General features: G+C 58.2%; 12 protein-coding genes, 1 tRNA gene and 1 pseudogene. 12 read left to right on the top strand and 2 right to left on the bottom strand.

Annotated features, from left to right (window positions below; translation table 11 throughout):
* Positions 1-11 precede the first annotated feature (11 nt).
* From RBRH_RS05270 to RBRH_RS20895, 4 genes and pseudogenes are all read left to right on the top strand, one after another.
* Positions 12-946 (top strand): annotated as a pseudogene (locus RBRH_RS05270) (alpha/beta fold hydrolase).
* A 53-nt stretch (positions 947-999) separates the two neighbouring features.
* Positions 1000-1353, top strand: coding sequence for a RidA family protein (locus RBRH_RS05275; protein WP_013434974.1), 354 nt, complete (start codon positions 1000-1002; stop codon positions 1351-1353).
* A 57-nt stretch (positions 1354-1410) separates the two neighbouring features.
* Positions 1411-3636, top strand: a complete 2226-nt coding sequence (locus tag RBRH_RS05280) for a RelA/SpoT family protein (protein ID WP_013434975.1) — start codon at positions 1411-1413, stop codon at positions 3634-3636.
* Between the two features lie 236 nt (positions 3637-3872).
* Positions 3873-4007: a transposase family protein gene (locus RBRH_RS20895; RefSeq protein ID WP_162145547.1), complete on the top strand. Its 135-nt coding sequence runs from the start codon at positions 3873-3875 to the stop codon at positions 4005-4007.
* A gap of 164 nt (positions 4008-4171) precedes the next feature.
* Here RBRH_RS20895 and RBRH_RS18715 read toward each other — a convergent pair whose 3' ends face one another.
* Entirely contained in the window at positions 4172-5506 is a 1335-nt protein-coding gene (locus RBRH_RS18715; protein WP_157864353.1) for a hypothetical protein, read from the bottom strand.
* Between the two features lie 227 nt (positions 5507-5733).
* Positions 5734-7101 (bottom strand): hypothetical protein, encoded by a 1368-nt coding sequence (locus RBRH_RS05290; RefSeq protein WP_041753357.1) that lies wholly within the window; start codon positions 7099-7101, stop codon positions 5734-5736.
* Positions 7102-7642: 541 nt separating this feature from the next.
* Here RBRH_RS05290 and RBRH_RS05295 point away from each other — a divergent pair.
* From RBRH_RS05295 to RBRH_RS05330, 8 genes are all read left to right on the top strand, one after another.
* Positions 7643-7719 (top strand) — tRNA-Val (locus RBRH_RS05295).
* Between the two features lie 246 nt (positions 7720-7965).
* Positions 7966-9873: a threonine--tRNA ligase gene (gene thrS, locus RBRH_RS05300; protein WP_041754188.1), complete on the top strand. Its 1908-nt coding sequence runs from the start codon at positions 7966-7968 to the stop codon at positions 9871-9873.
* A gap of 47 nt (positions 9874-9920) precedes the next feature.
* Positions 9921-10445, top strand: a complete 525-nt coding sequence (infC, locus tag RBRH_RS05305) for a translation initiation factor IF-3 (protein ID WP_083813434.1) — start codon at positions 9921-9923, stop codon at positions 10443-10445.
* Between the two features lie 203 nt (positions 10446-10648).
* A complete protein-coding gene (gene rpmI, locus RBRH_RS05310; protein WP_041753359.1) occupies positions 10649-10846 on the top strand; it encodes a 50S ribosomal protein L35 in 198 nt (65 codons plus the stop codon).
* A gap of 28 nt (positions 10847-10874) precedes the next feature.
* Positions 10875-11234 (top strand): 50S ribosomal protein L20, encoded by a 360-nt coding sequence (gene rplT, locus RBRH_RS05315; protein WP_013434982.1) that lies wholly within the window; start codon positions 10875-10877, stop codon positions 11232-11234.
* Positions 11235-11379: 145 nt separating this feature from the next.
* A complete protein-coding gene (pheS, locus tag RBRH_RS05320; RefSeq protein WP_041754189.1) occupies positions 11380-12402 on the top strand; it encodes a phenylalanine--tRNA ligase subunit alpha in 1023 nt (340 codons plus the stop codon).
* Positions 12403-12426: 24 nt separating this feature from the next.
* On the top strand, positions 12427-14895 hold the full coding sequence (gene pheT / locus RBRH_RS05325) for a phenylalanine--tRNA ligase subunit beta (protein WP_013434984.1): 2469 nt from the start codon (positions 12427-12429) through the stop codon (positions 14893-14895).
* 58 nt (positions 14896-14953) lie between these two features.
* Positions 14954-15355: an integration host factor subunit alpha gene (locus RBRH_RS05330; RefSeq protein ID WP_041753362.1), complete on the top strand. Its 402-nt coding sequence runs from the start codon at positions 14954-14956 to the stop codon at positions 15353-15355.
* Positions 15356-15406 lie beyond the last annotated feature (51 nt).

Consider the following 15406-nt stretch of genomic DNA (forward strand, 5'->3'; position numbering starts at 1 on the left):
AGGATACATCCATGCCGGCTCCGTCCGCTTCGCCCGACCCCCGTACACCGCGCCAGGGCTTCGTGCGCTGTATCAGTCCCACCGGCCTGCACCGGATTGCCTACACCGAATGGGGTGACCCATCCAATCCGCGCGTGCTTGTTTGCGTGCATGGCCTGACCCGTACCGGCYAGGGATTTTGATGCGCTGGCCAGCCGCCTCGCGGCACCGTTTTCGCGTCGTGTGTCCCGATGTCGCCGGTCGTGGGCTGTCCGACTGGCTCGACAATGCGCAGCAATACGCATTGTCGCAGTACGTGTCGGATATGGTGACACTGATTGCTCGGTTGAATGTCGAGACCGTGGATTGGTTCGGCACGTCGATGGGCGGCATGATCGGCATGGTGCTGGCCGGGCTGCCGAACAGTCCGGTGCGCAAGCTGCTGCTTAACGACGTCGGGCCAACGCTGGAGCCGGATGCGCTGCGCCGGATCGGCGAGTACGTCGGCAACGCGCCGAAGTTCGCTACCGAGCAGCAGGCATACGATTATCTGGCCTCGATCTTAGCGGGGTTCGGTGCGCATACGCCAGACGAATGGCGGGCGTTGAATCGGCCGTTGCTGCGGCATCATGCCGGTGCGTGGGTGTTGCACTATGACCCGCGCATCGCGATGCCGTTTGAGGCCAGTAAGGCGGAACTCGCGAGTACCGGCCAAACGTTGCTGTGGCGCGCCTTCGAGGCAATTCCAGGGCCTACGCTGGTGGTGCGGGGCGAGCAGTCCGATCTGTTGTCGCGCGAGACCGTCGAGGCGATGCAGCAGCGTGGCCGCCAAGTGTCGGCCGCCGAGATTGCCGGCGTCGGCCATGCGCCCACATTTGTGCACGATGAGCAGATCGCGATCGCCGAAGCATTCTTTGGCGGCGGCGAGCCGGCGCTTGTGCATCGGCCGGCGCCGACGCTGCAATGAGCCGGCGTGCGATGGCGCGCGTTTGATTTCATCGACTCCACAGGATATTTACCATGGCAGTGCAACGTTTTCATGTCGGTCCCCGCTTATCCGAAATTGCCGTGCACAATGGCACCGTCTACCTAGCCGGTCAGATCGCCGAAGACACGAAGCAAGACATTGCTGGACAGATGCGCGAGGTGCTCGGCCACGTTGACCGGCTGCTCGCGGAGGCCGGCAGCGACAAGTCGCTGATTTTGTCGACGCAGATCTACCTTTCCGACATGGCGAATTTCGCCGTAATGAATGACGTGTGGGACGAATGGGTGCCCAACGGCAATACATCGCCGCGCGCCACCGTGCAGGCCAAGCTCGCCGATCCGGAATGCCTGGTCGAAGTCGTAGTGATTGCCGCGCAGCGAAGCTGAGCGTTTCCCGTGCTATCGCGCCGCGCGGCAGCCGCCGGCGCTGTCCTAGTTTGACAGATGAGTACCGAACCCGAAACCCGCGTCCAGTTGCTGGCAGCGACGCTTGACGACGCGCTTGCCTTCGTGCGGGAGCACGCCAGTGGGGTGCGACTTGGGTCGGGCGAGATGCTCGTTGAGCACGCGCAGGGTACCGCGCAGATCGTCAATACGCTGAACGTCGATCCTCCGTCATCTGTGGCGGCGGCGCTATTCCCGGTGATTCCCTATCTGAGCGAGCCGGAACGCTTGCTGGGCGAGCGTTTCGGCGAAGACGTGCTGCAACTGGTCACGGATGTGCGCAAGCTGCTGCGGCTCGGCGTCATTGGCATTCAGGCAACGACACCTGACAGCGACAAGGGCCGCGACGCGCAGGCACATCGTCGTGCGCAGGTCGAGGCGCTGCGCAAAATGCTAATGGCGTTTGCGCAAGATATTCGCGTCGTGCTGATCCGGCTTGCGTCGCGGCTGCAGACGCTGCGCTTTTATGCGGCGCACAAGCTGGCGCCGCCGGCGGAGTTGCCGCGCGAGACGCTGGAAATCTATGCGCCGCTTGCGAACCGCCTCGGCATCTGGCAATTGAAATGGGAGCTGGAGGACCTCGCATTCCGTTTCGAGGAGCCGGCGACCTACAAGCGTATCGCAAAGCTGCTCGACGAGCGGCGGGTCGAGCGTGAATCGTACGTGCGCGATGCGATCGCGCGCCTGAAGCGCGAGCTTGCGGCGGCGAGCATCGATGCGGAGGTGAGTGGACGCCCTAAGCATATTTACAGCATCTGGCGAAAGATGCGCGGCAAAAAGCTCGAGTTCTCCGAACTCAACGATGTACGCGCGTTCCGCGTGATCGTGCCGGACGTCAAGGACTGTTATACCGTGCTCGGTATCGTGCATAACATCTGGCAGCCGGTGCCCCGCGAGTTCGACGACTATATATCCCGGCCGAAGCCCAATGGCTACAAGTCGTTGCATACGGTGGTGATCGGCGATGACGGCCGGGCATTCGAAGTACAGATCCGCACGCACGACATGCATCGTTTTGCCGAATATGGCATTGCCGCGCATTGGCGCTACAAGGAGGCAGGAACCCGCGGATACGACGGCCAGTTCGCCGCCAGTGACAAGTACGACAAGAAGATCGCGTGGCTGCGGCAGTTGCTTGCGTGGAAGGATGAAGTGTCCGGCAGCGACTCGCTGTCGCAATCGTGGGAGCAGCTACGGCAGACGCCGCTGGATGACCATATCTACGTGCTGACGCCGCAGGCGCGCGTGGTGGCGCTGCCGCAGGGAGCGACGCCGGTCGATTTTGCCTATTACGTGCACAGCGAACTCGGGCATCGATGCCGGGGCGCTCGCGTGGACGGGGCGATGGTGCCGCTGAACACACCGCTGCAAAACGGGCAGACGGTCGAGATCGTCGCGGTCAAGCAGGGGGGGCCGTCGCGTGACTGGCTCAACCCGCAACTGGGCTATCTGCATAGCGCGCGCGCCAAGCAAAAGGTGCGGGCGTGGTTTAACGCGATTGAGTTGCAGGAGACCATCGCATCAGGCCGGGCCGCTGTCGAAAAGACGCTGCAACGCGAGGGGCGCACGTCGGTCAATCTCGATGAACTTGCTGCGAAGCTCGGCTTCAAGACACCGGACGAACTGTTCTTGCAAGTTGGCAAGGACGAACTCAGCCCGCGCTCGGTCGAGCAGGCGCTTCGCGATGCGCCTACCTCGGAGCCGTCTGGGCTGGAGCCTGCGAATTTTGCGCGGCGCAGCAGCGGCGCCAGTGTTGCGTCCGGGGCGTCGACCGGCGTGCTGGTTGTGGGGGTGGATGCGTTGCTCACGCAACTGGCGAAATGTTGCCGGCCGGCGCCGCCCGACGAGATCGCCGGTTTCGTGACGCGCGGCAAGGGAGTCTCGATCCATCGCAGTGATTGCGTAAGCTTTTTGCGCATGGCCGCGCGCGTGCCGGAGCGCGTGCTGCCTACGGCTTGGGCCAACGACGTGCTCAGCGGCCGCGGCCAAAGCGTCTACCCAATCGACTTGGCGGTTGAAGCTGTCGATCGCCAGGGGTTGCTGCGCGACATCACCGAGGTGTTCGCACGCGAGAAGATTAATCTGGTGGGCGTGAAGACCCAGACGCGCCGCAATGTTGCGTATATGCAATTCACCGTGGAGGTGTCCAACAGCGCGCAGGTGCAGCGTGCCGCCACGCTGCTCGGCGATGTGCAAGGTGTGGTCCGGGCGAAGCGGCGTCAATGAATGCCGACGAAGGAGGTCGTTTGCCACGTCGGCGTGAGGATCGTGTCGGTCCAAGCCATCGCATCGCATAAAAGGCTGGCATTGCATCCGCCCCTTTACATAAAACACTGTCGCACCGCGAAGGCTGGCCGTTGGGGAAGAACCCGGCGTACCGGCTGTACTGCGAAAAGCAGTTGCAATTGCGCTCGAAGCTGCTGAAGTGAAGAAAGAGGGGGGTGACACGGATGGCGAAGTTCATGCTAGCCAAACCGAACGATGCTTGGAGTATGGATTTTTCTATGGTCTATCAGCTCGCTGATGGTTTGAAATTGCAAACCTTGACGATCGTGGATCTTTCTACGAAGGAGGCACTGGCAGTGGGTGCCAGCTGAATTTGCCCGTCAGCTGGCGCTTTTGCCGGATGTGGCTGGACCCGAAACGCCGGAAAACTCGCTCTAAATCTAGTTTGGAAAACCCAAACGAATCAATCAAGGCTGTTTTCCAAGATTGGGCCGGTCCGAAAATCAGACAGGTTATCCCGGAGCAGTTCACACAATTAATCTCGCTGCATTGGCTCGAGTGCGCGTGGACGAATCCCACCGGCGGAGCCATCGTCGAATTTTGGCCTAAGCGGTTCTAGTAGCTCATCAAATTTTTTCGTGATGCGCGTAACATTCTCTTTTCTCATTGCTGCGCTCAACGGTAAGCCGAAAGCACGATTGACTTGTACAGCGGCAACCTCAAGTTGTAACTTCTCGAGTGGAGCCTTTCCCGTGATACGAGGGCTATTCTCTACCTTATTAACGTATCTATCTTCATATTCATCGCTGATCGAAGGAGGTTCTCCATAGAATTGAGAAGGATTTGGAAGCTGCTGCTGATAATAAAAATATAACGCGTAAAAGTCCAGTTTTATACTTTCGCTGTTATTCATTGTCATTTCTACTTCCCGCGCAAGTTGATCTACTATCGGTGGAAAGTAGCTTAATCTAAACTCCTCTGGCTTAGTCGATGCGTACCGTGAGTCCTCTCTAAACACTGGCGGGCCATTTACCCATGGGTCTACTATAACGTCATCATTTTGGGGCGAAAAGATATTGTTTTCTGGGAGAAATGTAAAACCATCTCTGGGTTGAAGACGGGTACGTATTTCAGACCATGCATGATCTAATTTTTCTGGCGGGGCTCCTACAAGAAGCGCAGTTTGGTTTATTTCGCTGTTTAAAATAAAAGCGTCTTTTGCACCGATTACCGTTGCTTCTTGTGCATACTCACCACAACAACCGGCTCCAACAAAGCGAGCAACCGCCAACGAGCATATCTGTCCGATATAGTCGGCCAAATGTTGGTTTTCATCTGGCAACAAGCTAGTTTGCAGCCGAAATGAAAAATCGGCAGGAATGTAGTTGAGATAATGGATTTTATCGTCTGTGGGAAAATTATTGTGTATTAGTGCGCCAATTAAAACGGATCCCATTATCTCTGCCATTGCACGTGAAACCTTGGTGCGCACATAAGGATCGAAACCCTTGCTTTCATAATCTTCATGTATATTGCCTCGGCCAGCTGCGAGACGCTGACGTGTCTTATCAATAATAGTCTGACTTATTCTGAGTTTTTGGACCTGCTCGTCAGCTGCAGGTGTTCCATTTATTCTATTTCGCCCGACTATATAGGCTGCAACGGCAAGCTCATTGTCAACAATTTTGGCCGGGTGGGAGGGTGCTCTGGATGCACGAAGCTCCATCAGTGACGGCGAGACTACAGTCGCGGCGCGGCTCGGCGCAGTGCGTTGCGATGCGGTATCCGACCGTATTTCATGCTGTTGTGCCGGCGTCGAGTAAAATCCGTCATCAATTTGAAAATGATTTTGCAGTCTAGGCGATGGCATGACTTGTCTCCCGCATAACAGGGTAAATAGGGGCGTGGCGCTACAACGTAGCGCCACGTAACTATAGACAAGCCTATACAATCTGCCGGACTGCGTGCGCTTGCCGCGAACACAGTTGCCGTAAAACGACGCACAATACTGACTACTGACCAGGATCGGGGATTGGGTGCGCAGGCTTTGGGTACAATGCTTGACCGCAAGGCTTGATACATGTCTTGGTCGCCCGATTATCCTGCAATATAGGCGAGGAGTGCGGCGCGGGTCTCCTGGCTGAACCGGTTGCGCTCAACGAAAGCCCTAACCTCGGTTTTGATTTCTTCCCATTGCTGTTCAGGCAGCTGTGCTCGCATAGACAAGCTTTCCAATTTAGAGAACATATGGAGTGCGTCCGCTTCGCTACCGTTATCAAGCAGGTGCAGTGCACGCTGCCATCCTTGTTTCAGATGCGGTGTGCCGTAGAGCAGTCCAAACGCCGCCTGTGCACGCTGCTCGGGCAACACACGCTGAATAACGGGTTCCAGCAGGGAAAGCTCGTGCGTATGCTGAGCTAGCGGCAGTGTTGCCAATGCGGATGGCAAATACTCTAGCGCGCTACCTAATTGATGATCGGGCAGTGACAACGTTAAGCGCCATAGATTGGCGTAGTGCACGGATCTTTTTGTCGTCGGTAACAACCGCATGTTTTTGGCCAATGCGCCGATCGGTGCACCACGGTAAGACTCGGGCAGGCGCTGCACCCCTTGGAACAATGCTTCGTAGAATTCAACGATCGTTTTGCGAGAGCGAAAGTCGCTTATCTGTTCGGTTAGTTCCATGAGCAAATCGAACTGATCTTCCACGTTCAGCGTGGGAAGCCGAGCCAAAAAATCGCTTACTGGCTTGGGAGAGAATGAACAGTGCCTTCGCAGCGATAAAAGGGCAGTCCAGGTGCTACCCTGTTCAAGACTCCGTCGTTCGGCGTCTGCATATGCAATTTGATACAAATTGGGTTGCTGCCAATATGGAAAATCACATATGGATACAATCATGTCTTTTTGTAGCGGCAGACCGTATTTTGGCACACGGCCCGCTGCCTCAAAAACTTGTTGAAATGCCGCTGGATGTTGTGCGTCGGGCAAATCTTTCATTGCTCGGCGCCACAGTGCCTGAAGAGGCTGAATACGCAGCATCGGTTTGGCGCGAATATCTTCAAGTTGGGTGAGCAACTGTTGCACCGACGGGAGATCCAGCGCAGCGACATGCTCGGCACGTTGACGACAAAGCCAGCTTAGCCGCCATTCCTGCAGCGCGTGATAGGTACCCTTATCCACACCTGATAGGCTGCCAATGTCGTCAAATGGCGTGTAATTCGCCACTAGTTGAAGGATTTCTGGCGGCAATTCGCGGTAACTCGTCGAGCGGCTTTCCACTAGACTATTCAGCGCACCGCGGGTTGAAGGACCTGCCACCGGGAGGTGCTGCACGCTGGCGCGCGCCGGTGCGACCAGACACGCAGAGCGGGGCGGCGTAGCTGCCGCAGGACGACTGGCTTGATTCTCCATAGCGTATAGCGCTACTTGAGTGCTGCCGAATGCAACGTTTGGATCGAATTCCATGGGTAAGTACGCCAAATGTGGTATTGCGAATTGTTCCGGAAATTTGGAAACTGTTTTGCTTGAGTCTCTCCTCGATGGCAGCCCCAGCAAGTTGCTTATCGTAAGCAACTTTGGCTTGCGCAGGCGAAGTATTGCTGAAAATACCGAGTGATCTGCGGCGAATTTTGTAACCCTTTTGTAACCCATCAAGTAGGGCGTTTTGCGTCGATATAGCGCAATCGATCCGCTTAGCGAGGCACCCGCACGCGCCGTTTGACGTAGTGAGCCCGTGTGCACTCGACTGGACTCTGTAATTTGAGCCGCCCGAACATCACGCAGTTGTCGTTGCCCACGACGCGCTCGTAGTGTTCGCACAAAGTGTCTGCTAAGTCGTTGCCAATATAGACACGAAGGCGCTGCCTGGCTCACGGGTGGCTTCATACGACACCCAAAACCGGACACATGCCGTGCTACAAACCCGGATAAATGCACGGACTCACGACACCCCTTGCATAAAACACTTGGCAACAGATGAAAACCTCCCTATAATCACGGCTTCTTCAGGCTCGTAGCTCAGCTGGTTAGAGCACCACCTTGACATGGTGGGGGTCGTTGGTTCGAGTCCAATCGAGCCTACCAACGAATACGGATTCCTAGCGGAATCCAATGCAAAGCAAAGGCCGCTCATCGGCGGCCATCGGGCGAAATGGTTATGACACCGCGAACGTTGACTGGGACTTTTCCGGAGCGACGCTAGTCGAGGACCTGTTTCGACCTTTGTTTTGTGTTGAATCTGAAATGCGGCCCTCGATAGGGCCGCATTTTTTTTGGCCTTGTTTCCGGCCCCCGACTTAACCGTATATGGCACGGCGCCAGGAGAACGCAATGATTTCGGTACGACTGCCTGATGGCTCTATCCGGCAATACGATCATCCGGTGACGGTGGCCGAAGTGGCCGCGTCGATCGGTCCGGGTCTTGCGAAGGCGGCGCTTGGCGGCAAGATCGATGGCGAGCTTGTGGACACGTCGGCCGTGATCCAGCGCGACGCCAATGTCTCGATCGTCACGGACAAGGACCCGGAGGGGCTTGAGATCATCCGCCACTCGACGGCGCACTTGCTCGCCTATGCGGTCAAGGAGCTGTTTCCTCAGGCCCAGGTGACGATCGGGCCGGTCGTGGACAACGGGTTCTACTACGATTTCGCTTATCACCGCGCGTTCACGCCCGAAGACTTGCAAAGCATCGAGCAGCGCATGCACGAGCTCGCTAAGAAGGACGAGCCGGTGTCACGGCGCGTGGTGTCGCGCGACGAGGCAGTCGACTACTTCAAACGCATCGGCGAGCGCTACAAGGCGGAGATCATCGAGTCGATTCCGCAAGGCGAGCAGATCAAGCTGTATTCGCATGGCGGATTCACGGACCTGTGTCGCGGACCGCATGTGCCCTCCACGGGCAAGCTCAAGGTGTTCAAGCTGATGAAGCTGGCCGGCGCGTATTGGCGTGGCGATTCACACAACGAGCAGCTGCAGCGGATCTACGGCACGGCGTGGGCGCGCAAGGAGGAGCAGGACGCGTACCTTCACATGCTTGAAGAGGCTGAGAAGCGTGACCATCGCAAGCTCGGCAAGCAGCTGGATTTGTTCCACCTGCAGGAGGAGGCTCCCGGGCTCGTGTTCTGGCACCCGAAGGGTTGGGCGCTGTGGCAGCAGGTCGAGCAATACCTCAGGCGCCGGCTCGGCGAGGCCGGCTACCTCGAGGTGAAGACGCCGATGATCATGGATCGCTCGCTGTGGGAGCGCTCCGGTCACTGGCAGAACTATCGCGAGAACATGTTCACGACGGAATCGGAGAAACGCGACTACGCGATCAAGCCGATGAACTGTCCGGGGCATGTGCAGGTGTTCAATCATAGCCTGCATTCGTATCGCGATCTGCCGCTGCGTTTTGCCGAGTTCGGTTCATGTCACCGCAATGAGGCCTCGGGCGCGCTGCATGGGCTGATGCGGGTGCGCGGGTTCGTGCAGGACGACGCGCACATCTTTTGCACGGAAGACCAGGTGATTGCCGAGTCGATCGCGTTCAATTCGCTGGCGATGAGCGTGTACAAGGACTTCGGCTTCGAGCAGATCGACATCAAGCTGGCGTTGCGGCCGCAGCAGCGCGCGGGCACGGATGAGACGTGGGACCGCGCAGAACAGGGCTTGCGAGAAGCCCTGGCTGCGTGCAGCCTGCAGTGGCAGGAGCTCGATGGTGAGGGGGCGTTCTATGGTCCGAAGATCGAGTACCACATCAAGGACGCGCTGGGGCGGTCGTGGCAGTGTGGCACGCTGCAATTGGATTTTGTGTTGCCGGAGCGCCTCGGCGCGGAATACGTGGCCGAAGACAATAGTCGTCGTCGCCCGGTGATGCTGCACCGTGCGATTGTGGGTTCGATGGAGCGCTTCCTTGGCATTCTGATCGAGCATCATGCTGGTGCTATGCCGCTGTGGCTCGCGCCATCGCAGGTCGTGGTGATGAATATTGCAGAAAGTTCGGCCGATTACGCGAATATTGTTGCCCAATCATTGAAAAAACAAGGGTTTAGGGCGGCAGCGGATTTGCGTAACGAAAAGATTAGCTATAAAATACGAGAACACGCGCTCGAAAAAGTCCCGTATCTGGCAGTTGTCGGCGACAAGGAGCGCGATGCGCAAACGGTAGCCGTGCGTGCCCGTGGCGGCGTCGATCTGGGCGTGATGCCGGTCGAAGCCTTCCTCGAGCGCCTGCACAATGAAGTGCGGGTACTTGGGTGAGCCATCAGCAACGCGGCTAGTTTTTTGATTTTTAGAGGAAACGTAACATCGCTACTGATAAGTCGTCGCATCGCATCAACGGTGAAATTAGCGCGCCGGAGGTGCGTCTGGTTGGGGTCGATGGGGAACCCATTGGCATCGTGAAGCTGGCCGAGGCGTTCCGTTTGGCGGAACAGCACGATGTCGACCTTGTCGAGATTGCTCCGCATGCACAGCCGCCTGTGTGCCGCCTGATGGACTATGGCAAGTTCAAGTATCAGGAAGCCAAGAAGCAGCACGAGGCGAAGCTCAAGCAGAAGGTGATCCAGGTGAAGGAAGTCAAGTTCCGCCCGGGCACCGACGATGGGGATTACCATGTCAAGCTGCGCAACCTGACGCGATTCCTCGACGAAGGCGACAAGACGAAGATCACGTTGCGATTCCGTGGGCGCGAGATGGCGCACCAGGAAATCGGCATGCGGATGCTGGACCGTCTGCGCCAGGATCTGGACGAGTACGGTCAGGTCGAACAAATGCCAAAGATGGAAGGTCGTCAGATGGTGATGGTGCTGGCGCCGAAAAAGAAGAAGTGATGGGCGTGCGTTGCGCGCGCGGCATGCTGCCGCTTGCGATGCAGCGCACGATGCGGGTTTCGAAGGCGGCCGGTACGGCGTCTTCCGAAAAGGCGGCGCGTGATGCAATCGCAATGCGCGCCGACGACAAGTGGTCCCCGGGTCTTGCAAGGGCGGAGTGTTGAGCCGCACACCTGTGGCCATAAAAAACTGGAGTGGTAGCAATGCCTAAGATGAAGACCAAGAAAAGCGCGTCCAAGCGCTTTGTCGTGCGTCCGGGCGGTACCGTCAAGCGCGGTCAGGCCTTCAAGCGTCACATCCTGACGAAGAAAACGACGAAGAACAAGCGCCAACTGCGTGGCAGCACGGATGTCCATGCGTCGGACGTCAATTCCGTTCGCGCGATGATGCCGTTCGCGTAACCCTGAATCGAACTCATAGGAGAGAAACATGCCTCGAGTCAAACGTGGGGTTACCGCACGGGCCCGTCACAAGAAGATTATCAACCTTGCGAAGGGCTATCGTGGCCGTCGCAATAATGTGTTCCGGATCGCGAAGCAGGCGGTCATGCGTGCCGGTCAGTACGCATACCGCGATCGCCGCAATAAGAAGCGCGTGTTCCGGCGCCTGTGGATTGCGCGTATCAATGCAGCGGCGCGGCAACACGATATCACCTACAGCGTGTTCATGAACGGCTTGAAGAAGGCGTCGATTGAGCTCGATCGCAAGGTGCTTGCCGACATGGCCGTGTTCGACAAGGCCGCTTTTGCTGCCATCGTGGCACAGGTGAAAGCCGCCGTTGCCCGCTAACCGCAAGGACAGTCGGTGCCGGGTCGGTCGTATCGCGCCCATTGGGCCGCACGCTGACCGGCAGACTTGAACGGGGGCTCTTGCTGGAGCCCCCGTTTTTTTGTTGGCCGCAAGCCTTTTTGATCCACTGACAGACGTTGAAATGATGGGATCTCCCGATCTTGAGCAGATCGTCGCCGACGCGCAGCGTGCCTTTGCGAATGCTGCGGACACCGTGACGCTCGAAAACGAAAAGGCGCGCTTCCTCGGCAAGGCCGGTGCGTTGACCGAATTGCTGAAAGGCTTGGGCAAGCTGGATCCAGCGGTGCGCAAGAGCGAGGGCGCTCGCATCAACGTCGCGAAACAGCAGGTCGAGGCGGCACTGAACGCACGTCGCCAGGCACTCGCCGATGCGTTGATGAATCAGCGGCTAGCTGCCGAGGCGATCGACGTGACGCTGCCCGGGCGCGGCGCGGGCGTGGGCAGTCTGCATCCGGTGATGCAGACGTGGGAGCGCGTCGAGCAGATTTTTCATTCAATTGGCTTCGACGTGGCCGACGGGCCGGAGATCGAAACCGACTGGTACAACTTTACCGCGCTGAACAGCCCCGAAAACCATCCAGCGCGCTCGATGCAGGACACGTTTTATCTCGACGCGAAGGACGCGCAAGACAGGCCGTTGTTGCTGCGCACGCATACGAGCCCGATGCAAGTCCGATATGCGCGGATGAATAAGCCGCCGATTAAGGTCATCGTCCCCGGGCGCACCTATCGTGTCGACAGCGATGCGACACATTCGCCGATGTTCAACCAGGTCGAGGGGCTGTGGATCGATGAGAACGTTAGTTTTGCAGACTTGAAGGGCGTCTACACGGACTTTTTGAAGAAATTTTTCGAGCGCAACGACATCCTCGTGCGTTTTCGCCCATCGTACTTCCCGTTTACCGAACCGTCCGCCGAGATCGACATGAAGTTCGAGCACGGCAGAAACGCCGGGCGCTGGCTCGAAATTTCCGGCTCGGGGCAGGTGCATCCGAACGTGGTGCGCAATATGGGGCTCGACCCGCAACGCTATATTGGCTTTGCATTTGGCAGCGGCCTGGAGCGACTGACGATGCTGCGCTACGGCGTGGACGACTTGCGCGCGTTCTTTGAGAACGATCTGCGTTTCCTGCGCCAGTTTGCGTGACCTGACTTTCCTTATCGACACCCCATGCAATTTGCTGAATCCTGGTTAAGAAGCTTTGTTGATCCGCAATTGTCGACGGAGGCGCTGTCGCATGCGCTGACGATGGCGGGGCTCGAGGTCGAGGAATGGGCGCCGGTGGCGCCGCCGACCTCGAAGATCGTGGTGGGCAAGGTGCTCGAGGTCGTCAAGCATCCGAATGCGGATAAGCTGAACGTGTGTCAGGTTGACGCGGGCACGGGGCAGACGTTGACGATCGTGTGCGGTGCGCCGAACGTGGTGCCCGGCATCAAGGTGCCGACCGCGCTGGTCGGCGCGACGCTGCCACCCGCGCAAGCGGGCGGTGCGCCGTTCGAGATTAAGCTGTCGAAGCTGCGCGGCGTCGAAAGCCAGGGCATGCTGTGCTCGGCTCGCGAACTGAAGTTGTCAGATGACCACAGCGGACTGTTAGTGTTGCCGGACGATACGCTAATCGGACGCGACATCCGCGACGTGCTGCAGCTCGACGACATCATTTTCGAGATCAAGCTGACGCCGAACAAGGCCGATTGCTTATCGGTGTTCGGTATCGCACGCGAGACGGCTGCGATTACCGGGGCGCCGCTCAACGCACCGTCCTACCACCCTGTTCCGGTCACCTGCGATGCACGGTTACCGGTGCGTATTGAGGCGCCGCAGCTTTGCGGACGGTTCTCCGGCCGCGTGATCCGTAATGTCGATGCGCGGGCCAGCACGCCTGCATGGATGGTCCAGCGGCTTGAGCGAGCGGGACAGCGCAGCATTTCGGCGCTCGTTGATATTTCGAACTATGTAATGCTCGAGCTTGGGCGTCCGTCGCATATATTCGACCTGGACAAGATCAACGGCGGCTTGCACGTGCGTTGGGGCAAGCGTGGCGAGACGCTGAAGCTGCTCAACGGCAATACGATCGAGCTGGACGAAACGGTCGGCGTGATTGCGGATGATCAGGGACGTGTCGAAAGCCTGGCCGGCATCATGGGCGGCGACAGTACTGCGGTGACGCTCGATACGCGGCATATCTATTTGGAAGCGGCATTTTGGTGGCCGGACAGCATCCGTGGACGCGCTCGCCAATACAACTTCTCGACCGATGCCGCGCATCGCTTCGAGCGAGGCGTGGACTACGCGACCACCGTTGAGCATATCGAGTACCTGACGCACCTGATCACGACGATCTGCGGTGGCGACGCCGGTCCGGTGGACGATCATATCGTCAACCTGCCGCAGCGCAAGCCCGTCTCGATGCGCGTGTCGCGGGCAAACCGGATCATTGGCGTGCCGATTGAGGCGAACGAGATTGCCAGCATCTTCACGCGCTTGAATTTGTCATTCGAGCGTGCGGCGGATGGCGATACGTTTATTGTGACGCCGCCAACCTACCGTTTCGACATCGAGATCGAGGAGGATTTGATCGAGGAGGTGGCTCGCATCCACGGATTCGAAAAGATCCCGGCGCGCGCGCCAATCGCGACGAACGAGATGCACGCGACGAACGAGGCGCGGCGCTCGGTCCATGCGTTGCGTCGTGCGCTGGCGGCGCGCGACTATGCGGAAACGGTCAATTTCAGTTTTGTCGATGCTGAGTGGGAACGGGATTTCGCCGGTAATGAGCGGCCCGTCGCGCTGCTCAACCCGATCGCGAGCCAGCTGTCGGTGATGCGTTCGACATTGTTCGGCAGCTTGATCGGCGTGCTGCAGCATAACCTGAATCGGCGTGCGGAGCGCGTGCGCGTGTTCGAGGCTGGTCGGGTCTTTCGCGCGGACCCGACAGTGAAGGATGGCGAATTGACGGTGGAAGGCTTTGCCCAACCGAAAATGATCGGTGCGTTGGCCTATGGTCCGGTCGTCGACGAACAATGGGGGGTATCGGTGCGACATGTCGATTTTTTCGATGTGAAGGGCGATGTGCAGGCGCTGTTTGCACCGACGGTGCCTCGCTTCACACGGGCCTCGCATCCGGCATTGCACCCGGGGCGCAGTGCGCAAATCGAGATCAATGGTCGCATTGTCGGTTGGATTGGCGAGCTGCATCCGCGTTGGCTGCAAAAATACGATCTTCCGCACGCGCCGGTACTGTTCGAGGTCGAGGCTGACGCGGTGGCCGGGCGTGCGTTACCGGTCGTGACTGAGATCTCGAAATTCCCGCCGGTGCGCCGTGACATCGCGTTGGTCGTGCCGCAGCATGTCGAAGTCCAATCAATACTCGATGAGTTCGCGCAGGCGCGGATTGGCAACGATGCACTCCGGTTCGTGCAAAAAATGGTGCTATTCGACGAATTCCGGCCGAAATTCGACGCGAAGCAAATCGGTTCTGGCGCTGTTTCGGGGGGGCTCTCGGCTGACGAGAAAAGCCTTGCGTTCCGGGTAACCTTGCAAGATACTGGCGGGACCCTTCAGGACGAGACGGTTGATCTAGCCGTCAAAACCCTGGTGGAGCGCTTGGCTCGAGTCTTTGGTGCAAGGTTGCGCGGCTAAATCGAAATCCGATTTGACCGAAAGAAACCAGGGGCCATTCTTATACGATAAGCATCCAATGAACTCGAGTGAATTTGAAGCACTTCTGTCTGCGCAACGCAGTGCGATGAGTCGCGATAATCCGGCCTACAGCAATCCGGTTTCATCCGAGACGCCGACGTTGACAAAAGCCGAGCTGGCCGAGTTGCTGTTCGATCAGGTCGGTCTGAACAAGCGCGAGGCAAAGGACATGGTCGAAGCGTTCTTCGAGGCAATTCGCGATGCGCTTGAAAATGGTGAGAGCGTCAAGCTATCTGGATTCGGCAACTTCCAGTTGCGCGACAAGCCGCAACGTCCGGGACGCAATCCGAAGACCGGCGAGGCCATTCCAATCGCGGCACGGCGCGTGGTGACTTTCCATGCGAGCCAAAAGCTGAAGGCGCAGGTCGAATCCGGCGCCGCGAATCTGCAGTCACGCTGAATGTAGCCGTGTCAGGGTCCGCTGGCCGTGTTAGCCCCCTGGACGCATCCA

The sequence above is a fragment of the Mycetohabitans rhizoxinica HKI 454 genome (genome assembly GCF_000198775.1).
GTDB classification, from domain to species: Bacteria; Pseudomonadota; Gammaproteobacteria; order Burkholderiales; family Burkholderiaceae; genus Mycetohabitans; species Mycetohabitans rhizoxinica.